16 protein-coding genes are annotated in these 16,277 nt (G+C 71.8%); 8 read left to right on the top strand and 8 right to left on the bottom strand.

Annotated features, from left to right (window positions below; genetic code table 11):
* The first annotated feature begins 60 nt into the window (after positions 1–60).
* On the top strand, positions 61–540 hold the full coding sequence (locus ACOKM3_RS20275) for a nuclear transport factor 2 family protein (RefSeq protein WP_426902355.1): 480 nt from the start codon (positions 61–63) through the stop codon (positions 538–540).
* A gap of 15 nt (positions 541–555) precedes the next feature.
* On the opposite strand, the gene ACOKM3_RS20270 is transcribed toward ACOKM3_RS20275, so the two are convergent.
* Together ACOKM3_RS20270 and ACOKM3_RS20265 are read right to left on the bottom strand one after the other, a co-directional pair.
* The gene (locus tag ACOKM3_RS20270; protein ID WP_426902354.1) at positions 556–1,572 is read right to left on the bottom strand and encodes a zinc-binding dehydrogenase; all 1,017 of its coding nucleotides are present in this window, start codon (positions 1,570–1,572) and stop codon (positions 556–558) included.
* Between the two features lie 71 nt (positions 1,573–1,643).
* Positions 1,644–2,828: an NAD(P)-binding protein gene (locus tag ACOKM3_RS20265; RefSeq protein WP_426902352.1), complete on the bottom strand. Its 1,185-nt coding sequence runs from the start codon at positions 2,826–2,828 to the stop codon at positions 1,644–1,646.
* Between the two features lie 146 nt (positions 2,829–2,974).
* On the opposite strand from ACOKM3_RS20265, the gene ACOKM3_RS20260 reads away from it, so the two are divergent.
* Positions 2,975–3,673, top strand: a complete 699-nt coding sequence (locus tag ACOKM3_RS20260; RefSeq protein WP_426902350.1) for a pentapeptide repeat-containing protein — start codon at positions 2,975–2,977, stop codon at positions 3,671–3,673.
* Positions 3,674–3,694: 21 nt separating this feature from the next.
* Here the strand turns inward: ACOKM3_RS20260 and ACOKM3_RS20255 are convergent, their stop codons facing one another.
* The 3 genes from ACOKM3_RS20255 to ACOKM3_RS20245 all read right to left on the bottom strand — a co-directional run bounded on the left by ACOKM3_RS20255 (position 3,695) and on the right by ACOKM3_RS20245 (position 6,177).
* The gene (locus tag ACOKM3_RS20255) at positions 3,695–4,195 is read right to left on the bottom strand and encodes a hypothetical protein (RefSeq protein ID WP_426902348.1); all 501 of its coding nucleotides are present in this window, start codon (positions 4,193–4,195) and stop codon (positions 3,695–3,697) included.
* 78 nt (positions 4,196–4,273) lie between these two features.
* Positions 4,274–4,906, bottom strand: coding sequence for a response regulator (locus ACOKM3_RS20250; protein ID WP_426902346.1), 633 nt, complete (start codon positions 4,904–4,906; stop codon positions 4,274–4,276).
* Positions 4,907–5,034: 128 nt separating this feature from the next.
* Positions 5,035–6,177 (bottom strand): sensor histidine kinase, encoded by a 1,143-nt coding sequence (locus tag ACOKM3_RS20245; protein ID WP_426906850.1) that lies wholly within the window; start codon positions 6,175–6,177, stop codon positions 5,035–5,037.
* Positions 6,178–6,533: 356 nt separating this feature from the next.
* On the opposite strand from ACOKM3_RS20245, the gene ACOKM3_RS20240 reads away from it, so the two are divergent.
* From ACOKM3_RS20240 to ACOKM3_RS20225, 4 genes are all read left to right on the top strand, one after another.
* A complete protein-coding gene (locus ACOKM3_RS20240) occupies positions 6,534–7,103 on the top strand; it encodes a GlcG/HbpS family heme-binding protein (RefSeq protein ID WP_426902344.1) in 570 nt (189 codons plus the stop codon).
* Between the two features lie 125 nt (positions 7,104–7,228).
* A complete protein-coding gene (locus tag ACOKM3_RS20235) occupies positions 7,229–7,831 on the top strand; it encodes an ankyrin repeat domain-containing protein (protein ID WP_426902342.1) in 603 nt (200 codons plus the stop codon).
* The gene (locus tag ACOKM3_RS20230) at positions 7,828–8,958 is read left to right on the top strand and encodes a YncE family protein (protein ID WP_426902340.1); all 1,131 of its coding nucleotides are present in this window, start codon (positions 7,828–7,830) and stop codon (positions 8,956–8,958) included. Before ACOKM3_RS20235 ends, ACOKM3_RS20230 begins: the two co-directional genes overlap by 4 nt.
* A 62-nt stretch (positions 8,959–9,020) precedes the next feature.
* Complete coding sequence (locus tag ACOKM3_RS20225) at positions 9,021–10,442, top strand: M1 family metallopeptidase (RefSeq protein ID WP_426902338.1); 1,422 nt, start codon at positions 9,021–9,023, stop codon at positions 10,440–10,442.
* Here ACOKM3_RS20225 and ACOKM3_RS20220 read toward each other — a convergent pair.
* Together ACOKM3_RS20220 and ACOKM3_RS20215 are read right to left on the bottom strand one after the other, a co-directional pair.
* Positions 10,435–12,003 (bottom strand): M4 family metallopeptidase, encoded by a 1,569-nt coding sequence (locus ACOKM3_RS20220; protein ID WP_426906849.1) that lies wholly within the window; start codon positions 12,001–12,003, stop codon positions 10,435–10,437. The genes ACOKM3_RS20225 and ACOKM3_RS20220 overlap by 8 nt on opposite strands.
* 306 nt (positions 12,004–12,309) lie before the next feature.
* Positions 12,310–12,885, bottom strand: coding sequence for a TerD family protein (locus ACOKM3_RS20215; protein WP_426902336.1), 576 nt, complete (start codon positions 12,883–12,885; stop codon positions 12,310–12,312).
* A gap of 201 nt (positions 12,886–13,086) precedes the next feature.
* Between ACOKM3_RS20215 and arfB the strand changes: the two genes are divergently transcribed.
* Positions 13,087–13,512: an alternative ribosome rescue aminoacyl-tRNA hydrolase ArfB gene (arfB, locus tag ACOKM3_RS20210; RefSeq protein ID WP_426902334.1), complete on the top strand. Its 426-nt coding sequence runs from the start codon at positions 13,087–13,089 to the stop codon at positions 13,510–13,512.
* A gap of 96 nt (positions 13,513–13,608) precedes the next feature.
* Here arfB and ACOKM3_RS20205 read toward each other — a convergent pair whose 3' ends face one another.
* A complete protein-coding gene (locus tag ACOKM3_RS20205; protein WP_426902332.1) occupies positions 13,609–14,205 on the bottom strand; it encodes a flavin reductase family protein in 597 nt (198 codons plus the stop codon).
* Between the two features lie 301 nt (positions 14,206–14,506).
* Between ACOKM3_RS20205 and cdgB the strand changes: the two genes are divergently transcribed.
* Positions 14,507–16,192: a diguanylate cyclase CdgB gene (gene cdgB / locus ACOKM3_RS20200; protein WP_426902330.1), complete on the top strand. Its 1,686-nt coding sequence runs from the start codon at positions 14,507–14,509 to the stop codon at positions 16,190–16,192.
* The last annotated feature ends 85 nt before the right edge of the window (positions 16,193–16,277 follow it).

Here is a 16,277-nt window from a genome sequence, read left to right as displayed (position 1 = left end):
GGAACGTAAGGGGAGTGAGGACTCCGATTCTAGGTTCCGCCTTACCGAAGGGGTACACCCATGTCCGGTTCTTCCGCTGCCGCACCCCGTTCCACGGCGCCCCGTTCCGTCGCCGATTCGCTCCGTGCGCTCATCGGCATGGTCGAGAGCGGCGACTTCGCCCCGATCCGCGAGATCTACGCCGACGACGTCGTGGTCACCCATGCCTTCGGCGTCGGCGAGCACACGCGCTGGGAGGGGCTCGACGTACTCGCCGAGCACTTCGACCGCGCGCCCCTCGACCGCTTCTCCCGCACCGTGCGCGACCTGAAGGTGTGGAGCACCGACGACCCCGAGGTGGCGATCGCCGAGTACACCCTCGAGGGGCACGTCCACGCCACCGGCCGCACCTTCGTGCACCCCAACGTGATCGTCGCCCGTGGCCGCCGCTCCGACGGCAGGCTCGTCGAGACGCACGACTACCACCACCACGGCATGATGGCGGCGTTCTTCGGGATCCTCCCGGAGTACGTCAAGGAGTTGGAGGCGGCCGCGGCCTGAGGGGGCGCGCGCAGGTCACGGTTCCAGGATCACCTTGCCCGTCGTGCCGCGCGTCTCCAGGGCGTGGTGTGCGGCTGCTGCTTCCTTGAGGGGGAAGCGGTGGACGGCGGGGGTGAGGACACCGCGGGCCGCGTGGTCGAGGGCGGCGAGTTCGAGGGTGCGCATCGGGTTGTCGCCGCCCGCCTTGCGCATCATCGGCGGGCCGAGGACCTGCTCCTGGGTGAGGCCGCGGCGCGCGAGTTCGGCGTCGTCGAGGAGGTAGGGGCCCTCGTCGGAGCCGATGCCCTGGGCGGACCAGCCGAAGATGAGGTGGTGGCCGCCGGGGCCGAGGAGGTCGAGGGCGCGGGCGGTCGTCGGGCCGCCGACTCCGTCGAAGAGGACGGTGGCGGCGGGGAGGCCCCTGCTGGCGAGGAACTCGCGTGCTTTGTCCGGCCAGTCGGGGTCGTTGTAGTCGAGGGCGAGGTCGGCGCCGTTCGCCCGGGCCGCCGCCGTCTTCGCCGGGCCGCCCGCCAGGCCGATCACGGTGCCGCCCGCGTGCTTCACGTACTGCACGAGGAGCGTGCCGATGCCGCCCGCGGCCGCGGGGACGAGGGCGACCGTGTCGGGGGTGACGGTGGTGAAGTTCAGGATGCCGAGCGCCGTGCGGCCCGTGCCGATCATGGCGACGGCGCCTGCCGGGTCCAGGGTCTCCGGGAGTTCGTGGAGGCGGTCCGCGTCCGTGACGGCGAGCTCGGCGTAGCCGCCGGGGACCATGCCGAGGTGAGCGACGACCTTCTTGCCGAGCCAGGCGGGGTCCGTGTCCGGGCCGAGCGACTCGACGGTGCCGGCGACCTCGCGGCCGGGGATCGTGGGCAGTTCGGGGAGGGCGGGCAGCGGTCCCTGTACGCCGGAGCGGATCGCGGTGTCGATCAGGTGCACGCCCGCGGCCTCGACCACGATCCGCACCTGTCCGGGGCCCGGCTCGGGGTCCTCGGTCTTCTCGTACGTGAGGTTCTCCGCGGGGCCGAAGGCGTGCAGGCGGATGGCGTGCATGGCAGCTCCTGGTGGGCAGTGTGCGATGCCGCCCCGACCTGTACGAGCGGCCTGCGCGCCAGTCTTCGACCTCAAGCCCGGTTGAGGTCAAGGCCGCGGGTGAGGGCGGGCCGCCGCAGCGCCAGCGTCGTCGCCTCGATGGCGCTGGTGAAGGAGACCTCGGAGAGCACGCCGGGCGCCGCCACCATGTCGCCCGCCAGGTAGACGCCCTCGCCGCGGTCGATCGCCGGGCGGTCGCGCCACGTCGTGCCGGGGCGGTCGAGCGCTCCCGTGCGCCCCTGGGCGAGCGCGTCACGGCGCCAGGTCGTGCGCTCGCGCCAGCCGGGGAACGCGAGGTCGAGCAGGCCGTCGGCGCGTGCGGAACCGTCCGCCTTGGCCTCGTCGGGCGCGATCGGGACCTGGCCCTGGATCAGGCTCTCGCCCTGCGGGGCGAGGGACTTGTCCTGCGCGGTGAACCGCTCGATCCAGGCGGGGAAGTCGAGGCCCGACACCGCGAAGGCGTCCCCGCGGCGGGTGCGGACGGCCAGGTCGATCAGTGTCGTACGGCCGCTGTCCCAGGCCAGGGAGTCGTCCTTGAGGAGCCTGCGGGCCGCGTCGAGGGAGGTCGCGACGACGACGGGGGTGTCGGTGGGCACGGTGTCGATCCGGCTCAGCGTCTCCATGCGCACGCCGAGGTTCCACGCGCGGGACGCCATCCGGTCGATGACCGAGGACCAGCCGCCGAGGGGGTAGTGCGCCTCGGGCGGGACCTTCGCGGTGCGGCGCAGGCGCTCCTGGACGAAGCGGGCCGAGAGCGATCCGGGGTCGTGGTGGAACAGGGCGACGGCCGTGTAGTTGGCGGCGGCGCGGGCGGCTTCCGGGCCCGCGACGCGGGTGGCCCAGGTGGTGAAGTCCTCGTCCACGGGGGCGCGTTCGGGTCGATGCCGCAGGAGGCGGAGCAGGGCGGCGGGCGGGGTGCGGCGCAGCGCGCCGTCGTGGTGGAAGCGCAGCCGGGCGCCTTCGAGCGGCGGGATCGGGGCGAGCGGTCCGAGCAGCTCGCGCTGCCGCAGCCAGGTCCAGTGCGGGCCGCCGTTGTAGAGGGCGTGCGGGCCCTCGTGGGTGAGGTAGGGGCCCTCGGCGGTGCGGGCCCGGCCGCCGAGGGTGTGGTGCGCTTCGTGCAGGGTGACGCGCGCGCCCGCCTCCGCCGCGGTGATCGCGGCCGTCAGCCCGGCGAGGCCGCCGCCGATGACGGTGAGGGCGGGGGTGGTGTGCTGCATCGGAGCTCCTGAGTGTGACGTCTGGGCGTACGGAAGACCTTCGGGAATACGACGGCAGGAGCGGGCGCGGATGTGACATCGGGCCGATCGCCCCAGGTCAGGGGAGCGCGACGGGGATTGTCAGAGGGGGAGGGCAGCATGGGGGCATGAGCGAGCGGCGTAATGGTGCGGGCCGGGCCTCCGGACGGGCTTCGGCGAAGGTGAAGAAGGCGCGGCGGCCCCAGGTGCGGCTGCCTCCGCTGGAGCCGTGGGCGGGGCGCGGCCTCGAACCCGACGGGGACTACGACGGGGTGGAGTTCCGGGACGTCGACTTCGCCGGGCAGGAGGGCGTCGGGGCGCGGTTCATGGACTGCGCGCTGGCTGTGTGCGCACTCGACGAGGCGGGCCTCGCGCGGGCCAGATTCATCGACTCCGTGCTGAGTGACGTACGGGGCGTGGGCACGGATCTGGCGGAGGCGACGCTGCGGGACGTGGAGGTGGTCGACGCGCGGCTCGGCGGGGTGCAGCTGCACGGGGCGGCGCTGGAGCGGGTGGTGATCAGGGGCGGGAAGATCGACTACCTGAACCTGCGGAAGGCGCGCCTCAAGGACGTCGTGTTCGACGGCTGCGTGCTGGTGGAGCCGGACTTCGGGGGCGCGCGCCTCGAGCGGGTGGAGTTCGCGGGCTGCGTGCTGAAGGGCGCCGACTTCTCGGCGGCGACCCTGACGGACGTCGACCTGCGGGACGCGGCGGAACTGGGGATCGCGCGGGGCGTGGACCGGCTGGGCGGCGCGGTGATCTCACCGTCCCAACTCATGGACCTGGCCGGGGTGTTCGCGGCGGAGCTGGGGGTGCGGGTGGAGTAGTGCCGGCGGGAGGCGGGTCGGCTACGGGAGCCGGGGGAAGCGGGCCTGGAGGTCCCACAGGGCCGGGTTGTCGGCCAGGTCCTCGTGCATGTCCGTGAGGTCGGCGATCAGGTCGTGCAGGAAGTCCCGTGCCTCGCGGCGCAGTTCGGAGTGGGAGAACGTCAGCGGGGGCTCCTCGGTCGGCATCCAGTCGGCCTCGACGTCGACCCAGCCGAAGCGGCGCTCGAAGAGCATGCAGTCGCTGGACTCCGTGAAGTCCAGCTCGGCGTGCTGGGGAGTCGCGGAGCGGCTGCCGCGCGGGTCGCGGTCCAGCTGCTCGACGATGTCGCACAGAGCCCACGCGAAGTCGAGCACCGGCACCCATCCCCAGGCTGTGGACAGCTCCCGGTCGGCCTTGGTGTCGGCCAGGTACACGTCGCCGCTGAACAGGTCGTGGCGCAGCGCGTGGACGTCCGCGCGCCGGTAGTCCGTCTGCGGCGGGTCAGGGAAGCGGCGGGAGAGGGCGTAACCGATGTCGAGCACGTACGTGATGGTGTCACGGGCGGGGGAGCGGGGCCGCACCGGAGCGGCGGCAGGTCACGGCAGCGGGCGCTGTTCCTTTCACGGCAGCAGACGCTGCTCCTTCGCGACCGAGACGGCGCCGGCCCGGGTGTCCACGCCGAGCTTGTCGTAGATCCGGCCCAGGTGGGTCTTGACCGTGGCCTCGCTGATGAACAGGGCCTTGGCGATCTCCCGGTTGCCGAGGCCGTGCGCCAGCTGGGCCAGGATGTCGCGCTCGCGGTCGGTGAGGGTGGGCCGCGGCTTGCGCATATTGGCCATGACGCGGCTGGCCACCGGGGCGGACAGCGCGGTGCGGCCCTCCGCGGCGGCGTGGATCGCGGCGAACAGCTCCTCGGGCCGCTCCGCCTTGAGCAGATAGCCCGTCGCGCCCGCCTCGATGGCGCGGGTGATGTCGGCGTCGGTGTCGTACGTGGTCAGCACGAGGACGTTCGGCGTGGGCTCCGCCCCCGATGTGAGGCGGCGGGTCGTCTCCACGCCGTCCATGCCCTCGCCCAGCTGGAGGTCCATCAGGACGACGTCCGGCCGGAGCTTCGCGGCGAGCGCGATCGCCTCCTCCCCGGTCCCGGCCTCCCCGACGACCTCGATGTCCGCGGTGCTGTCCAGCAGAGCGAGCAGCCCGGCACGAACGACGACGTGATCGTCGCAGAGGAGGATGCGGATGGGCTGGGTCATGGTGAGCTCCGGTTCGGGTCGGTCGGGTCTCTGCGGCGGGGTGAGCAATCAGAGCCCCTGCGGCGATTGAGCAGCGGGGTCCGGGGCGGAGCCCCGTGACGTCGGCCCCGTTGCCCGCGACAGAAGTCCTACGGCCCCCGTGGCGACAACGGAATCGCGGCGGAGACCACCGCTCCCTCCCCCGGCGCGGACTCCAGCGACAACCTTCCACCCAGCTGCCGCACCCGCGCCCGGATTGCCGGCAGGCCATGCCCCCGCACCCCGGAGCCCCCCGCAGGGAGAGAGGCCGGATCGAACCCCCGCCCGTCGTCGGCGACGTCCAGCACGACCTGGTCGTCGAGCAACGTCAGCGTGAGCGCCGCGCTCCGCGCCCCGGAGTGCTCCCGTACGTTGGCCAGCGCGCCCTGCGCGATCCGCAGCAGCGCCGACTGCACCCGGTCGGGCAGCCGGTCCGCGCGCCCGTCGTCCTCGACGCGGACCTGGACGCTGAGCCGTTCGCCGGACTCCCGCTCGGCCACGGCCCGCAACGCCTCCGTCAGACCATGGGCCAGATCGGCGGGCGCCAGATCGTGCACGAAGCGGCGCGCCTCGGTGAGGTTGTGCTCGGCGATCGACGCGGCCGTGCCGACATGGGCGCGGGCCTTGCCGGGGTCGGCCTCCCACACCCGCTGCGCCGCCTGCAACAGCATCCGCTGGCTGGACAGGCCCTGCGCGAGGGTGTCGTGGATCTCCATGGAGAGCCGCTGCCGCTCGGCGAGCGTGCCCTCGCGCCGCTCGGACGCGGCCAGTTCGCGGCGCGTGCGGATCAGGTCGTCGATGAGGTCCCGCTGGCGCGTGGCCTGCCGTTTCATCTGGAGGAACACGGCGGTGGCGATCACCACGACGGCCGGAGGGCCGAGCACCAGGTCCGGGTCCCAGCGGCCTGCGAGCCGCAGTTGGGCGAGGATGACGAGCACCGCCAGGAGCCCCACCAGGACGAGCGCGGGGCGGGTCGGCAGCGTACGCAGACCCGTGTAGAAGAGCGGCACCGCGCACCACGCGAAGCTCGGCGCGAGCACCACGAGCACCACCCACACCACGACCACCAGCGTCAGCCACACCCGCTGCCCCGCCGAGGCCCGCCCCGCGAGACCCCGCACGAGCCCGGCCCCGTACAGCAGCGCCACGACCACGGAGAGCGCGACGATCCACGGGGTGCGCCCGTCGTGCGAGTGGCGCAGCAGGAAGCGGGCCAGGGCCACGGCCAGCAGCAGGAAGAACGAGGCGTGCATGACCGCGGTGAGGCGGCGGATGTCGGTGTCGTAGCCGTCGCTGTGGTGGACGCCGTCGTCGGCGGGCTCCGGTCGGTTCCGGGGGGTCCGGGTCACGGCTGCCTGCACCTCCTCACGGCGTCGACCTGGGCAAACAATCCCATTGTCACCGGGTTGTACGCCCCTGGGGTCAACCGATCGGATGACCCCGATGTCGACCGCCCGGCGCGCCGCCTCCAGCCGGTCCGTCGACGGGTGGGGGCCGGTTCCGGACCCAGGATTGAAGGCAGAGCGGGACGGCAGGAACGGCAAACGGCCTCCCGATCGACCTCTCCTCCCTCTACTCGCACCCTCCCCTTCACCCAGGAGTCGTTCCCATGCAGCACGCCAAGAAGATCTCGAAGCGCACCCGCGTCGTCACCGGCACCACCCTCGCCGCCGCCATCGCCCTCGGCGGGTTCGGCGCGTACTCGGCGAGCGCCGCGGACTCGGAGCCGGCCACGCAGGCCGCCGCCGCCAAGCCCGCCGCCGCGAAGGCCGGCAACACCTTCGAGTCCAAGCACCTCACCGTGGGCGCCGCCACCGACGCCGCCGAGGCCGTCCTGAAGGCCGCGAAGAAGGAGAACCAGAAGGTCTCCGTCGCCGTCGTCGACCGCAACGGCAACACGATCGTCGAGCTGCGTGGTGACGGCGCCGGACCGCAGTCGCCGGAGTCCGCCGTGAAGAAGGCGTACACCGCGGTGTCCTGGAACGCGCCCACGTCCGAGCTGACGAAGCGGCTGGAGCAGACGCCGAACCTGAAGGACATCCCCGGCACGTTGTTCCTCGCGGGTGGGGCGCCGGTTGTCTCCGACGGTGGGCCCATCGCGGGGATCGGGGTCGCCGGTGCGCCTTCGGGGGACCTGGACGAGAAGTTCGCCCAGGCGGGGGTCGCGACGCTTAAGTAGGACGTGGATGCCGTCTCGGGGCCGTGACACCGGCAACGGTGTTGCGGCCTCGGGGCTCTGCCCCGGACCCCGCTGCTCAAATGCCGCAGGGGCTTGAAATGCTCACCCGGATGTGGAGTCGCACCATGCAGCACACCGAGAACAACCGGACGCTCCTCGCCGCCGCCGCGCACGGCGACGTCGACGCCGTCCGGGCCGCGCTCGCGGCGGGCGCCGATGTCGAGGCCCGCGACGCGCACCGCCGTACGCCCCTCCTCCTGGCCTCCCTCAACGATCACGTCGCCGCCGCCGAGGCCCTCGTCGCGGCCGGAGCCGACCCGAACGCCCAGGACGAGCGGGACGACAGCGCGTGGCTCGCCACCGGCGTCACCGGCTCCGTGGAGATGATGCGCGCCCTGCTGCCCGCCCGGCCCGACCTGAAGGTCACCAACCGGTTCGGCGGCATCTCCGTCATCCCGGCCTCCGAACGCGGCCACGTCGACTACGTGCGCGCCGTACTCCGCGAGACCGACATCGACGTCGACCACGTCAACCGGCTCGGCTGGACCGCCCTGTTGGAGGCCGTGATCCTCGGCGACGGCGGCCGCGCGCACCAGGAGATCGTCGAGCTGCTCATCACGGCGGGCGCGAGCCCCGACCTGCCCGACAGCGACGGCATGACGCCCCTCCAGCACGCCGAGCGCCGCGGCTTCACCGAGATCGCCGGCCTGTTGCGGGCCGTACGGTGAGGCGCGCGGTCCTCGCGGCGATCGCCGTCGCGGTCCTCGCGACCGGGTGCGGCGAGACGACGCAGGACGAGGCCAACTCCGCTGCGGGCGAGGCGAGTTCCTCCGCCAAGAAGAAGCCCACCGAGACCCCCAAGTCCGCCAAGACCCCCGCCGGCACCCTCCTCCTCGCCGACTTCGGCTCCGACACCGTCTCCTTCGTCGACCCGGCCCCCGGCAAGGGCGCCTTCGACTCGGTGAAGGTCGGACACGCCCCGTACGGGCTCGTCGTCGGTGACGACGGCCGGGCCTGGGTCGCCACCGCCGAGGGCGTCGCCGTCGTCGACACGGAGAGCCGGGAGCGCGAGGCACTCATCCCGTACGAGACCGAGGACCTCGGCCCGGTCACCGACGGCGAGTACCGCGGCGGCGGCATGGGCATCGCCCTCGCGCCCGACGGCGAGCACGCGTACGTGGGGGTCAACGTCCCTGATGGGAAAGGGACGTTGGAGACCATCGACACCAGGACCGGGAAGGTCACCGACACGACCTCCGTCGGCCGGCGGCCCTTCGACGTCGACGTGTCGCGCGACGGGCGCCAGGTGTACGCCACCGATCACGACTCCTTCGACGTCACGGTCCTCGACACCAGCAGCGGCGACACCCGCCGCATCGAGGTCGCCCCGTACGGCACCGAGGGCGGTCTCGGCTCCTGGCTGAAGCCGCACTACGCCGCCGTCCGCCCCTCCGACGGCAAGCTGCTCCTCCCCTTCGAGGGCGAGAAGCTCGTCGTGGTCGACCCGGACACCGGCCGCTCGACCGTCGAGCGGATGACCGCCAACACGCACCAGCACGGGGTCACGATCACTCCCGACGGAACGCTCCTCGCCGTCGGCACGGGGCCCATCGACCCGTCCACGGACGAGGGGCCCTCGCTCACCGTCCGGGCGCCCGGCGGCAAGGAGAAGGTCGTGCCGCTCGACGGGCCGCACGAGGACGTCGCCGTCTCCGAAGACGGCAGGACCGCGTACGTCACCGGCGGCTTCACCCGCGACGGCTACTGGAACGGCATCACGGTCGTCGACATCGACAGCGGCGACACCCGCCGACTGGCCGCGGGGGAACGGCCGTTGGGGATCGCTGTTCTGTAAGCGCAGTGGCCGTAAGTTGGTGGTGCGCCCGTACCGGGGCAATGGGGTCATAAGATCACCGCGTGCGCCGCCGACCCAGAACCCGACTCCGACTCCCCGTCGCCCTCCTCACCGTCCTCGCCGCCATTGCCGCCGTCACCGCCTGCGACGGCGGCGTCCACGGCACCCCCGGCGCCTCGGGCCTGCGCGACCCGTACTTCCCCAAGCTCGGGAACGGCGGCTACGACGTCGGCCACTACGCCCTCGATCTCGATTACGACCCGGACACCCACCACCTCTCCGGCACCGCCGAGATCACCGCGACCGCGGACCAGGCGCTCAGCGCGTTCAACCTGGACCTGAGGGGGCTCACGGTGCGGAAGGTCACCGTCGACGGCGAGAAGGCCGTGGCCAGCCGCGCCGGGCGCGAGGTGACCGTGCGGCCGCACGACGAGCTCCCCGAGGGGCACACCTTCCGCGCCACCGTCCGCTACGACGGTGAACCCGTCACGATCACCGACCCGGACGGCACGGGCGAGGGCTGGCTGCGCACCGCCGACGGCGCGCTCGGCCTCGGCGAACCCACCGGCTCCATGGCCTGGTTCCCCGGCAACCACCACCCCTCGGACAAGGCGACGTACGACATCCGGATCACGGTCCCCACCGGCGTACAGGCGGTGTCCAACGGGGAGTTGAGGAGCGCGAAGCGGTCGTCCGACGGGCGGCGCACCGCGTACGACTGGCGGGTGCGGCAGCCGATGGCGAGCTATCTGGCGACCGTGGTCATCGGGAAGTTCGAGACGGAGCGGGGCCGCACGCCCGGCGGGATTCCCGTGTACACCGCCGTCGACCCGGCCGAGGCGAAGGCGAGCGCGAAGGTCCTCGCCCGGCTGCCGGAGGTCGTCGACTGGGAGGCGGAGCGGTTCGGCGCGTACCCGTTCTCGTCCACCGGAGCGATCGTCGACCGGGCCGGCGACGTGGGTTACGCCCTGGAGACCCAGACCCGGCCCGTCTTCCCCGGCGCCCCCGATGTCGGCCTGCTCGTCCACGAGTTGGCGCACCAGTGGTACGGCGACTCGGTCACCCCGAAGTCGTGGCGCGACATGTGGCTGAACGAGGGCTTCGCGACGTACGCGGAGTGGCTGTGGGACGAGGAGCACGGCGGGGACACGGCGCGGCAGACCTTCGAGGGGGTCATGAAGCGGCCCGCGAGCGACGGCGTCTGGTCCTTCCCGCCCGCGCAGCCGCCGAACGCCGCGCACCTCTCCGACTCCCCGGTCTACGAGCGCGGCGCGATGGTGCTGCAGAAGGTCCGCGAGGCGATCGGCGACGCCAACTTCTTCGCCCTGCTGAAGAGTTGGCCGACGGACCGCAAGTACAGGAACGCCGACACGGACGACTTCACCGCCTACGTGGAGCGCAAGAACCCCGGCAAGGGCGAGGCCCTTGCCGGGGTCTGGGAGACCTGGCTGTACGGGAACGGCAAGCCGGAGTCGGCTAGTTGACGTTCACGGCCTTCCAGGCGGCGGCGACCGCCGTGGCCTCCGCGCCGCTCGCGCCGTACAGGTCACCGGCCGCCTTGATCGTGGCCGCGCGCGCCGCCGCGTAGTCGGTCGTGGACGTCATGTACGTGGAGAGCGCCTTGTACCAGATCTGCACGGCCTTGTCCCGGCCGATGCCGGTGACGGTGGAGCCGTCGGACGTGGGCGAGTCGTAGTCGACGCCGTTGATCGTCTTCTTCCCGCTGCCCTCGCTGAGCAGGTAGAAGAAGTGGTTGGCGACGCCCGACGAGTAGTGCACGTCGAGGCCGCCCGTGGAGCGCGACCAGGCGTCGGCGGACTTGCCGTCCTTGCTCGGCTTGTCCATGTAGCGCAGCGGGCTGCCGTCGCCGTTGATGTCGATCTTCTCGCCGATGAGGTAGTCGCCGACGTCCGTGGAGTTGTTCGCGTAGAACTCCACCGCGGTGCCGAAGATGTCGGACGTCGCCTCGTTGAGGCCGCCGGACTCCTTGCTGTAGTTGAGGTTCGCCGTGGCGGCGGTCAGGCCGTGGCTCATCTCGTGCGCGGCGACGTCGAGCGAGGTCAGCGGGTTCTTGTTCTCGATCCCGTCGCCGTACGTCATGCAGAAGCAGCTGTCGTCCCAGAACGCGTTGACGTACGCGTTGCCGTAGTGGACGCGGGAGTACGCGGCCTTGCCGTCGCCCGCGATGCCGCTGCGGTTCAGGGCCTCCTTGTAGAAGTCCCAGGTCTCGGCGGCTCCGTAGGCGGCGTCGACGGCGGCGGTCTGCGGGTCGGCGGCGGTGCCGTCGCCCCACTTGTCGTCGGCGTCGTGGAAGAGGGTGCCGGTGCCGGACGTGCCGCCCTTCAGGTCGTACGTCTTGTGGCCGCCGCGCCCGCCGTCGACGAGGTCGTAGCCGCCGGACGCGGCGGTGGAGCCGACGGTGACGGAGCCGCTGTACTCGCCGGTGCCCGTGCCGTTCTCGATGGCCTGGTACTTGTAGAGCACCTTGCCGCTGTCGGCGTCGGTGATGACGTGCAACTCGCTGGGCGTGCCGTCGTGTTGGGTGCCCTTGACGACGGTCTCGTACGCGAGGGCGGGCGCCTTGCTCGCGTCGGCGGCCCAGACGACCTTGTGCGCGGTGCCGGCGGTGGCGCCCTTGACCGAGTCGCCCGCGGCGGATTTCGCGGACTTCTTCGCGGCGGTGGTTCCGGTGGCGGCGTCCGTGGACGCCACGGATATGGAGCCCTTGCGCGCCTTGCTGGTGCCCTTGAGGTCGCCACCCTTCGCGGTGTGCACGACGAGGTCGCCGCCGAGGACGGGCAGCCCGTCGAAGGTGCGCTCGTAGCGGGTGTGGGTGGTGCCGTCGGCGTCCTTGACGACGTCGCGGGCGACCAGCTTCTCGCCGTCGGCGAGCTTCAACTGGCGTTCCATCGTGGGGGTTTCGGCCTGCGCGTCCTTCAGGGCGGTCGCCCGTTGCGAGGCGCTGAGGGGGAGCGCCGTCGCGCCTGCCGCACGATCGGTGGCGGCGTTGGCCGAGGTGCCTGCCTGGACGCCGACGGCCACCATGGCGGCGGACGCGACGAGGGCGGCGAAGCGGGGAGCGGTAGAGCGGATTCTCACTCGGACTCCTTAGGTACCCGTGTGGGGGTGGGTATGTGGGGGGTTCGGAGGGAGAGTGGCACCTGCGATCACCTCCATGGCAGATACCTGACAAAACTTTGCCGGTTCGTGTCCGAATGGCGTGGGTGATTGTCCGTTAATCGATGGGTGGTGGCCGATTCGGACTCTTGCGCTCCAACTGGCTGGGAACAGCACTGAGCCCCGACCCACCCATGGGCCGGGGCTCAGTGGCGGCTACCGCTCAGCGGTTGCTCAGACGTTCACGCCGAAGTCCTGCGCGATGCCGACGAGGCCCGAGGCGTAGCCCTGGCCCACGGCGCGGAACTTCCACTCCGCGCCGTTGCGGTACAGCTCGCCGAAGACCATCGCCGTCTCGGTGGCGGCGTCCTCGGAGAGGTCGTAGCGGGCGATCTCGGTGCCACCGGCCTGGTTCACGATGCGGATGTACGCGTTGCGGACCTGGCCGAAGTTCTGCGTGCGGGTCTCGGCATCGTAGATCGAGACCGGGAAGACGACCTTGTCGACGTCGGCCGGCAGGGCCGCCAGGTTGACGTTGATCGCCTCGTCGTCGCCGGCGCCCTCGCCCGAGCGGTTGTCGCCCGTGTGCACGACCGACTGGTCCGGCGTCTGCTTGTTGTTGAAGAAGACGAAGTGGGCGTCCGAGTAGACCTTGCCCTGGGCGTTCACCACGATCGCCGAGGCGTCGAGGTCGAAGTCGGTACCCGTGGTGGTGCGGACGTCCCAGCCGAGGCCCACGGTGACGGCGGTCAGGCCCGGAGCCTCCTTGGTGAGCGAGACGTTGCCACCCTTGGACAGGCTTACAGCCATGGTTCGGGAGTCCTTCCCTCGTTAAATACGGACGTACATGGTTGTACGTGTGCAGCCGAAGCTACTCGTACCCCTAGCAACGCCGTGAGGGGTGGGGAAGGTTCCAGGTCTCTTTACTTTCTTTACCCGGGCGGCACGGGAGGCCCGCGGGCCCGGGAAATACGGGTGACGCGGACCGCACGGACGCGCGACCATGGACGCATGTCCGGTCCTTATCCCATCCGCGGTTCGGTCGTCCTCCCGGAGGCCGAGCTCCAGTGGCGTTTCTCGCGGTCGTCCGGGCCGGGCGGGCAGCACGTGAACACGTCCGACTCGGCGGCGGAGGTGCGCTTCGACCTCGCCGCCACGGAGGCGCTGCCGCGCGTGTGGAAGGAGCGCGCCCTGGAGCGGCTCGCTCCGCGGCTCGTGGGTGGCGTGATCTCCGTACGGGCCTCGGAGCACCGGTCGCAGTGGCGCAACCGGGAGGTGGCCGTGGTGCGGCTCGCGGCGCTGTTGGCGGAGGCGACCGCGCCGCCGCCGAAGCCGAGGCGGCCCACGCGGGTTTCGCGCGGCGTCAACGAGCGGCGCCTGCGCGCGAAGAAGGCCCGCTCCGACACGAAACGCGGCCGCTCGGGTCGGGATTGGTAGGTACTTGCAGCCCCTGCGGCGTTTGAGCAGCGGAGCCCCGGGGCGCTCGCCGGGTAGGCGGGGTCGGGCTTGGGGCTCTGCCCCATACCCCGCGCCTCAATCGCCGGCGGGGCTGGATTTGCCCAGGCTCCGGTAGCGGCCCCGGAAATACATCAGCGGCCCGCCCTCCGCGCTCGGCAGGGCCGCACCGAGCACCCGCCCAATGACCAGCGTGTGGTCGCCGGCCACCACCGTGTTCTCCGTGCGGCACTCCAGCGTCGCCAACGCCCCACCCACCAGCGGAGCGCCCGTGTGCTCGCCGCGTACGTACGGGATGTCCTGGAACAGGAGGCGGTCGCTGAGCCGCCCCTTCATGGCGAAGCGGCCGGCGATGTGGCTCTGGGACTCGGACAGGACCGAGACCGCCCACAGGGGCTGCTCGTCCAGGAGGTCGTCCATGCGGGAGCTGTTGCGCAGCGACACCATCACCAGGGGCGGGTCGAGGGAGACGGACATGAAGGCCGTCGCCGTCATGCCCGAGTCCTCGCCGGGCGGGCCGTCGGGCGTGAGCGGCGGCTCGTAGGCGGTCAGGAGGACGACGCCCGCGGCCAGGCGGGACAGGGCGGCACGGAATTCGTCGTTGCTCACCCCCTCAGCATGCCCGGAGGGAACCGTGGGGGAGGGGACCGAAGTGGCAGGGGACGTCTTCAACACGCCTTCAACGCTAGCTCCGGCGTCACGCGCCCCGCATCGGGCCGATGGCCGAGGCCGGTCCTAGGACCATGGGCGCGGTTCGTGTTCAGGAAACACACAGAACCCACCCGGCAAGCTGCCCCAATCCTTCATCTCCTGCTGTGACTTGAGTCACAGGAGCCATAATTTGTTGACCCTGTGTACCGGGTGCACAGCTCGCTGTGATTCAGTGGCGTCGACTGCTAATGAACGTGCTGCTGCACGTGCGAAGCGAACCGATCCGAATTCTGGAGTGCTGTCGAGGTCTCGGGGAGAACTGAGCATGGAGACCGAGTCGGAGCCGTACGTCCGTCTTGCGACCCTGCGTCAGCTGCACCAGGTGATGGCGGACATGAACACCGCCCGCAGTCTCGCCGACACCCTGCAGACCGTCGCGGACGGGGTCGTGAACGGGCTGGGCTACGAGCTGGCGTGCGTGAACCTCGTACGTCCCGACGGTGATCTGGTCGTCGCCGCCTTCGCGGGGAACTCCGCGGCCGAGGCCCTGATCACCGGACGCGTGGGTTCCCGCGCCGGCTGGGACCGCCGCCTCTCCATGGGCGAGCAGTGGGGCGAGCTGCGCTTCATACCGCACACCGAGGGCTGGGTCCTCGACGAGGACGACGTGCCGCAGTGGTTCACCGCAGGACCGCCGCCCCGCTTCGAGGACGAGTGGCACCCCGCCGACCGCCTCTTCGCGCCGATGTACGCGACGGGCTCCTCGGGCGGCGAGCTCCTCGGCGTGATCTCCGTCGACCGCCCGCGCGGCGGCCGCATCCCCGGCGCCTGGGGCCGCGAGGCCCTGCAGATGTACGCCTTCCAGGCCGCGATCGCGATCAGCAACGCACGGCTCCGGTCCAACATGCAGCGCGCCCTGGTCCGCCTGGAGCGCGAGCAGCAGGCGCTGCGGGCCAGTGAGGAAAGCTTCCGGCAGGCCTTCGAGTACGCCCCCTCCGGGATGGCGATCGCCGAGATGGGCGGCGACCAGCACGGCCGGATCCTGCGGACCAACGACGCGCTGTGCCGCCTCCTCGGCCGCCCGGCGTCGGCCATGCGCCGCTACTCGTTCTCCGACCTCGTGCACCCCGAGGACATCGGCACCCTGCTGCGCACCTCCGCCGAGGGCGGCCGCGCCGAGCTGCGCCTCGCCCGCCGCGACGGCACGTACGTCTGGGTGTCCCTGCGCAACTCGGTGGTCGCCGACGCCGCCGACGGGCCACGCTTCCTGCTCACGCACGTCGAGGACATCGAGGAGCGCAAGCGCCGCGAACTGCACCTCGCCCACCGCGCCTCGCACGACTCGCTCACCGGCCTGCCGAACTCGGCGGAGCTGCGCGCCCGCCTCTCCGCCCGCCTGTGCCGCCGCCCGTACGAGCCAGGGCCCAGCGCCATCGACTCGCTCGACGCGGCCTACGGCGACCACCGCGGCACGGACGCGGGCGGCATCGGCTTCGACTTCGGGGCGCCCGTCCCGCACCAGTCGAACCTGTACGAGGGGTTCGACGGCTTCGACCACCATGTGCACGTCGCCGCGCCCGAGCCCGACGCCGTCACCGGCGGCGACAACGGTACGAAGGGCCTCGCCGTCCTCTTCTGCGACCTCGACGGCTTCAAGTCGATCAACGACAGGTTCGGCCACAACGCGGGCGACGCCGTCCTCATCGAGGTCGCCCGCCGCCTGACCAGCGTCGTACGGGACGGGGACACGGTCGCCCGGCTCGGCGGCGACGAGTTCGTGGTGCTCGCCGACGGGCTGGGCCGCGAGGACGCCCAGGACCTCGCCGTAAGGTTGCGGAACGCCATCATTCCGCCGATTCGTGTGGACGGCAGGGCGGTGCGGGTAGGGGCCAGTTTCGGTATCGGCTGGGCCCACTGCGGTATGACGGCCGAGGAAGTGCTGCAATCCGCTGACCAGCGCATGTACGTAGAGAAAAGATCACGTAGTAAGCAGCACAGGCGGGCCGGATAGCCCCTACATTGGGCGCGGTTCCGCAATCCCGGTGAGGCCTGCGCCACGCCTTGGGGTCGCTCGCAGCGGGTACCCTCGCCGAGGT

The sequence above is a fragment of the Streptomyces nidicola genome (genome assembly GCF_050106155.1).
Classification (GTDB): domain Bacteria; phylum Actinomycetota; class Actinomycetes; order Streptomycetales; family Streptomycetaceae; genus Streptomyces.
Note: the sequence above shows the minus strand (reverse complement) of the source record. Positions and strands in the feature narration are given on the sequence as shown.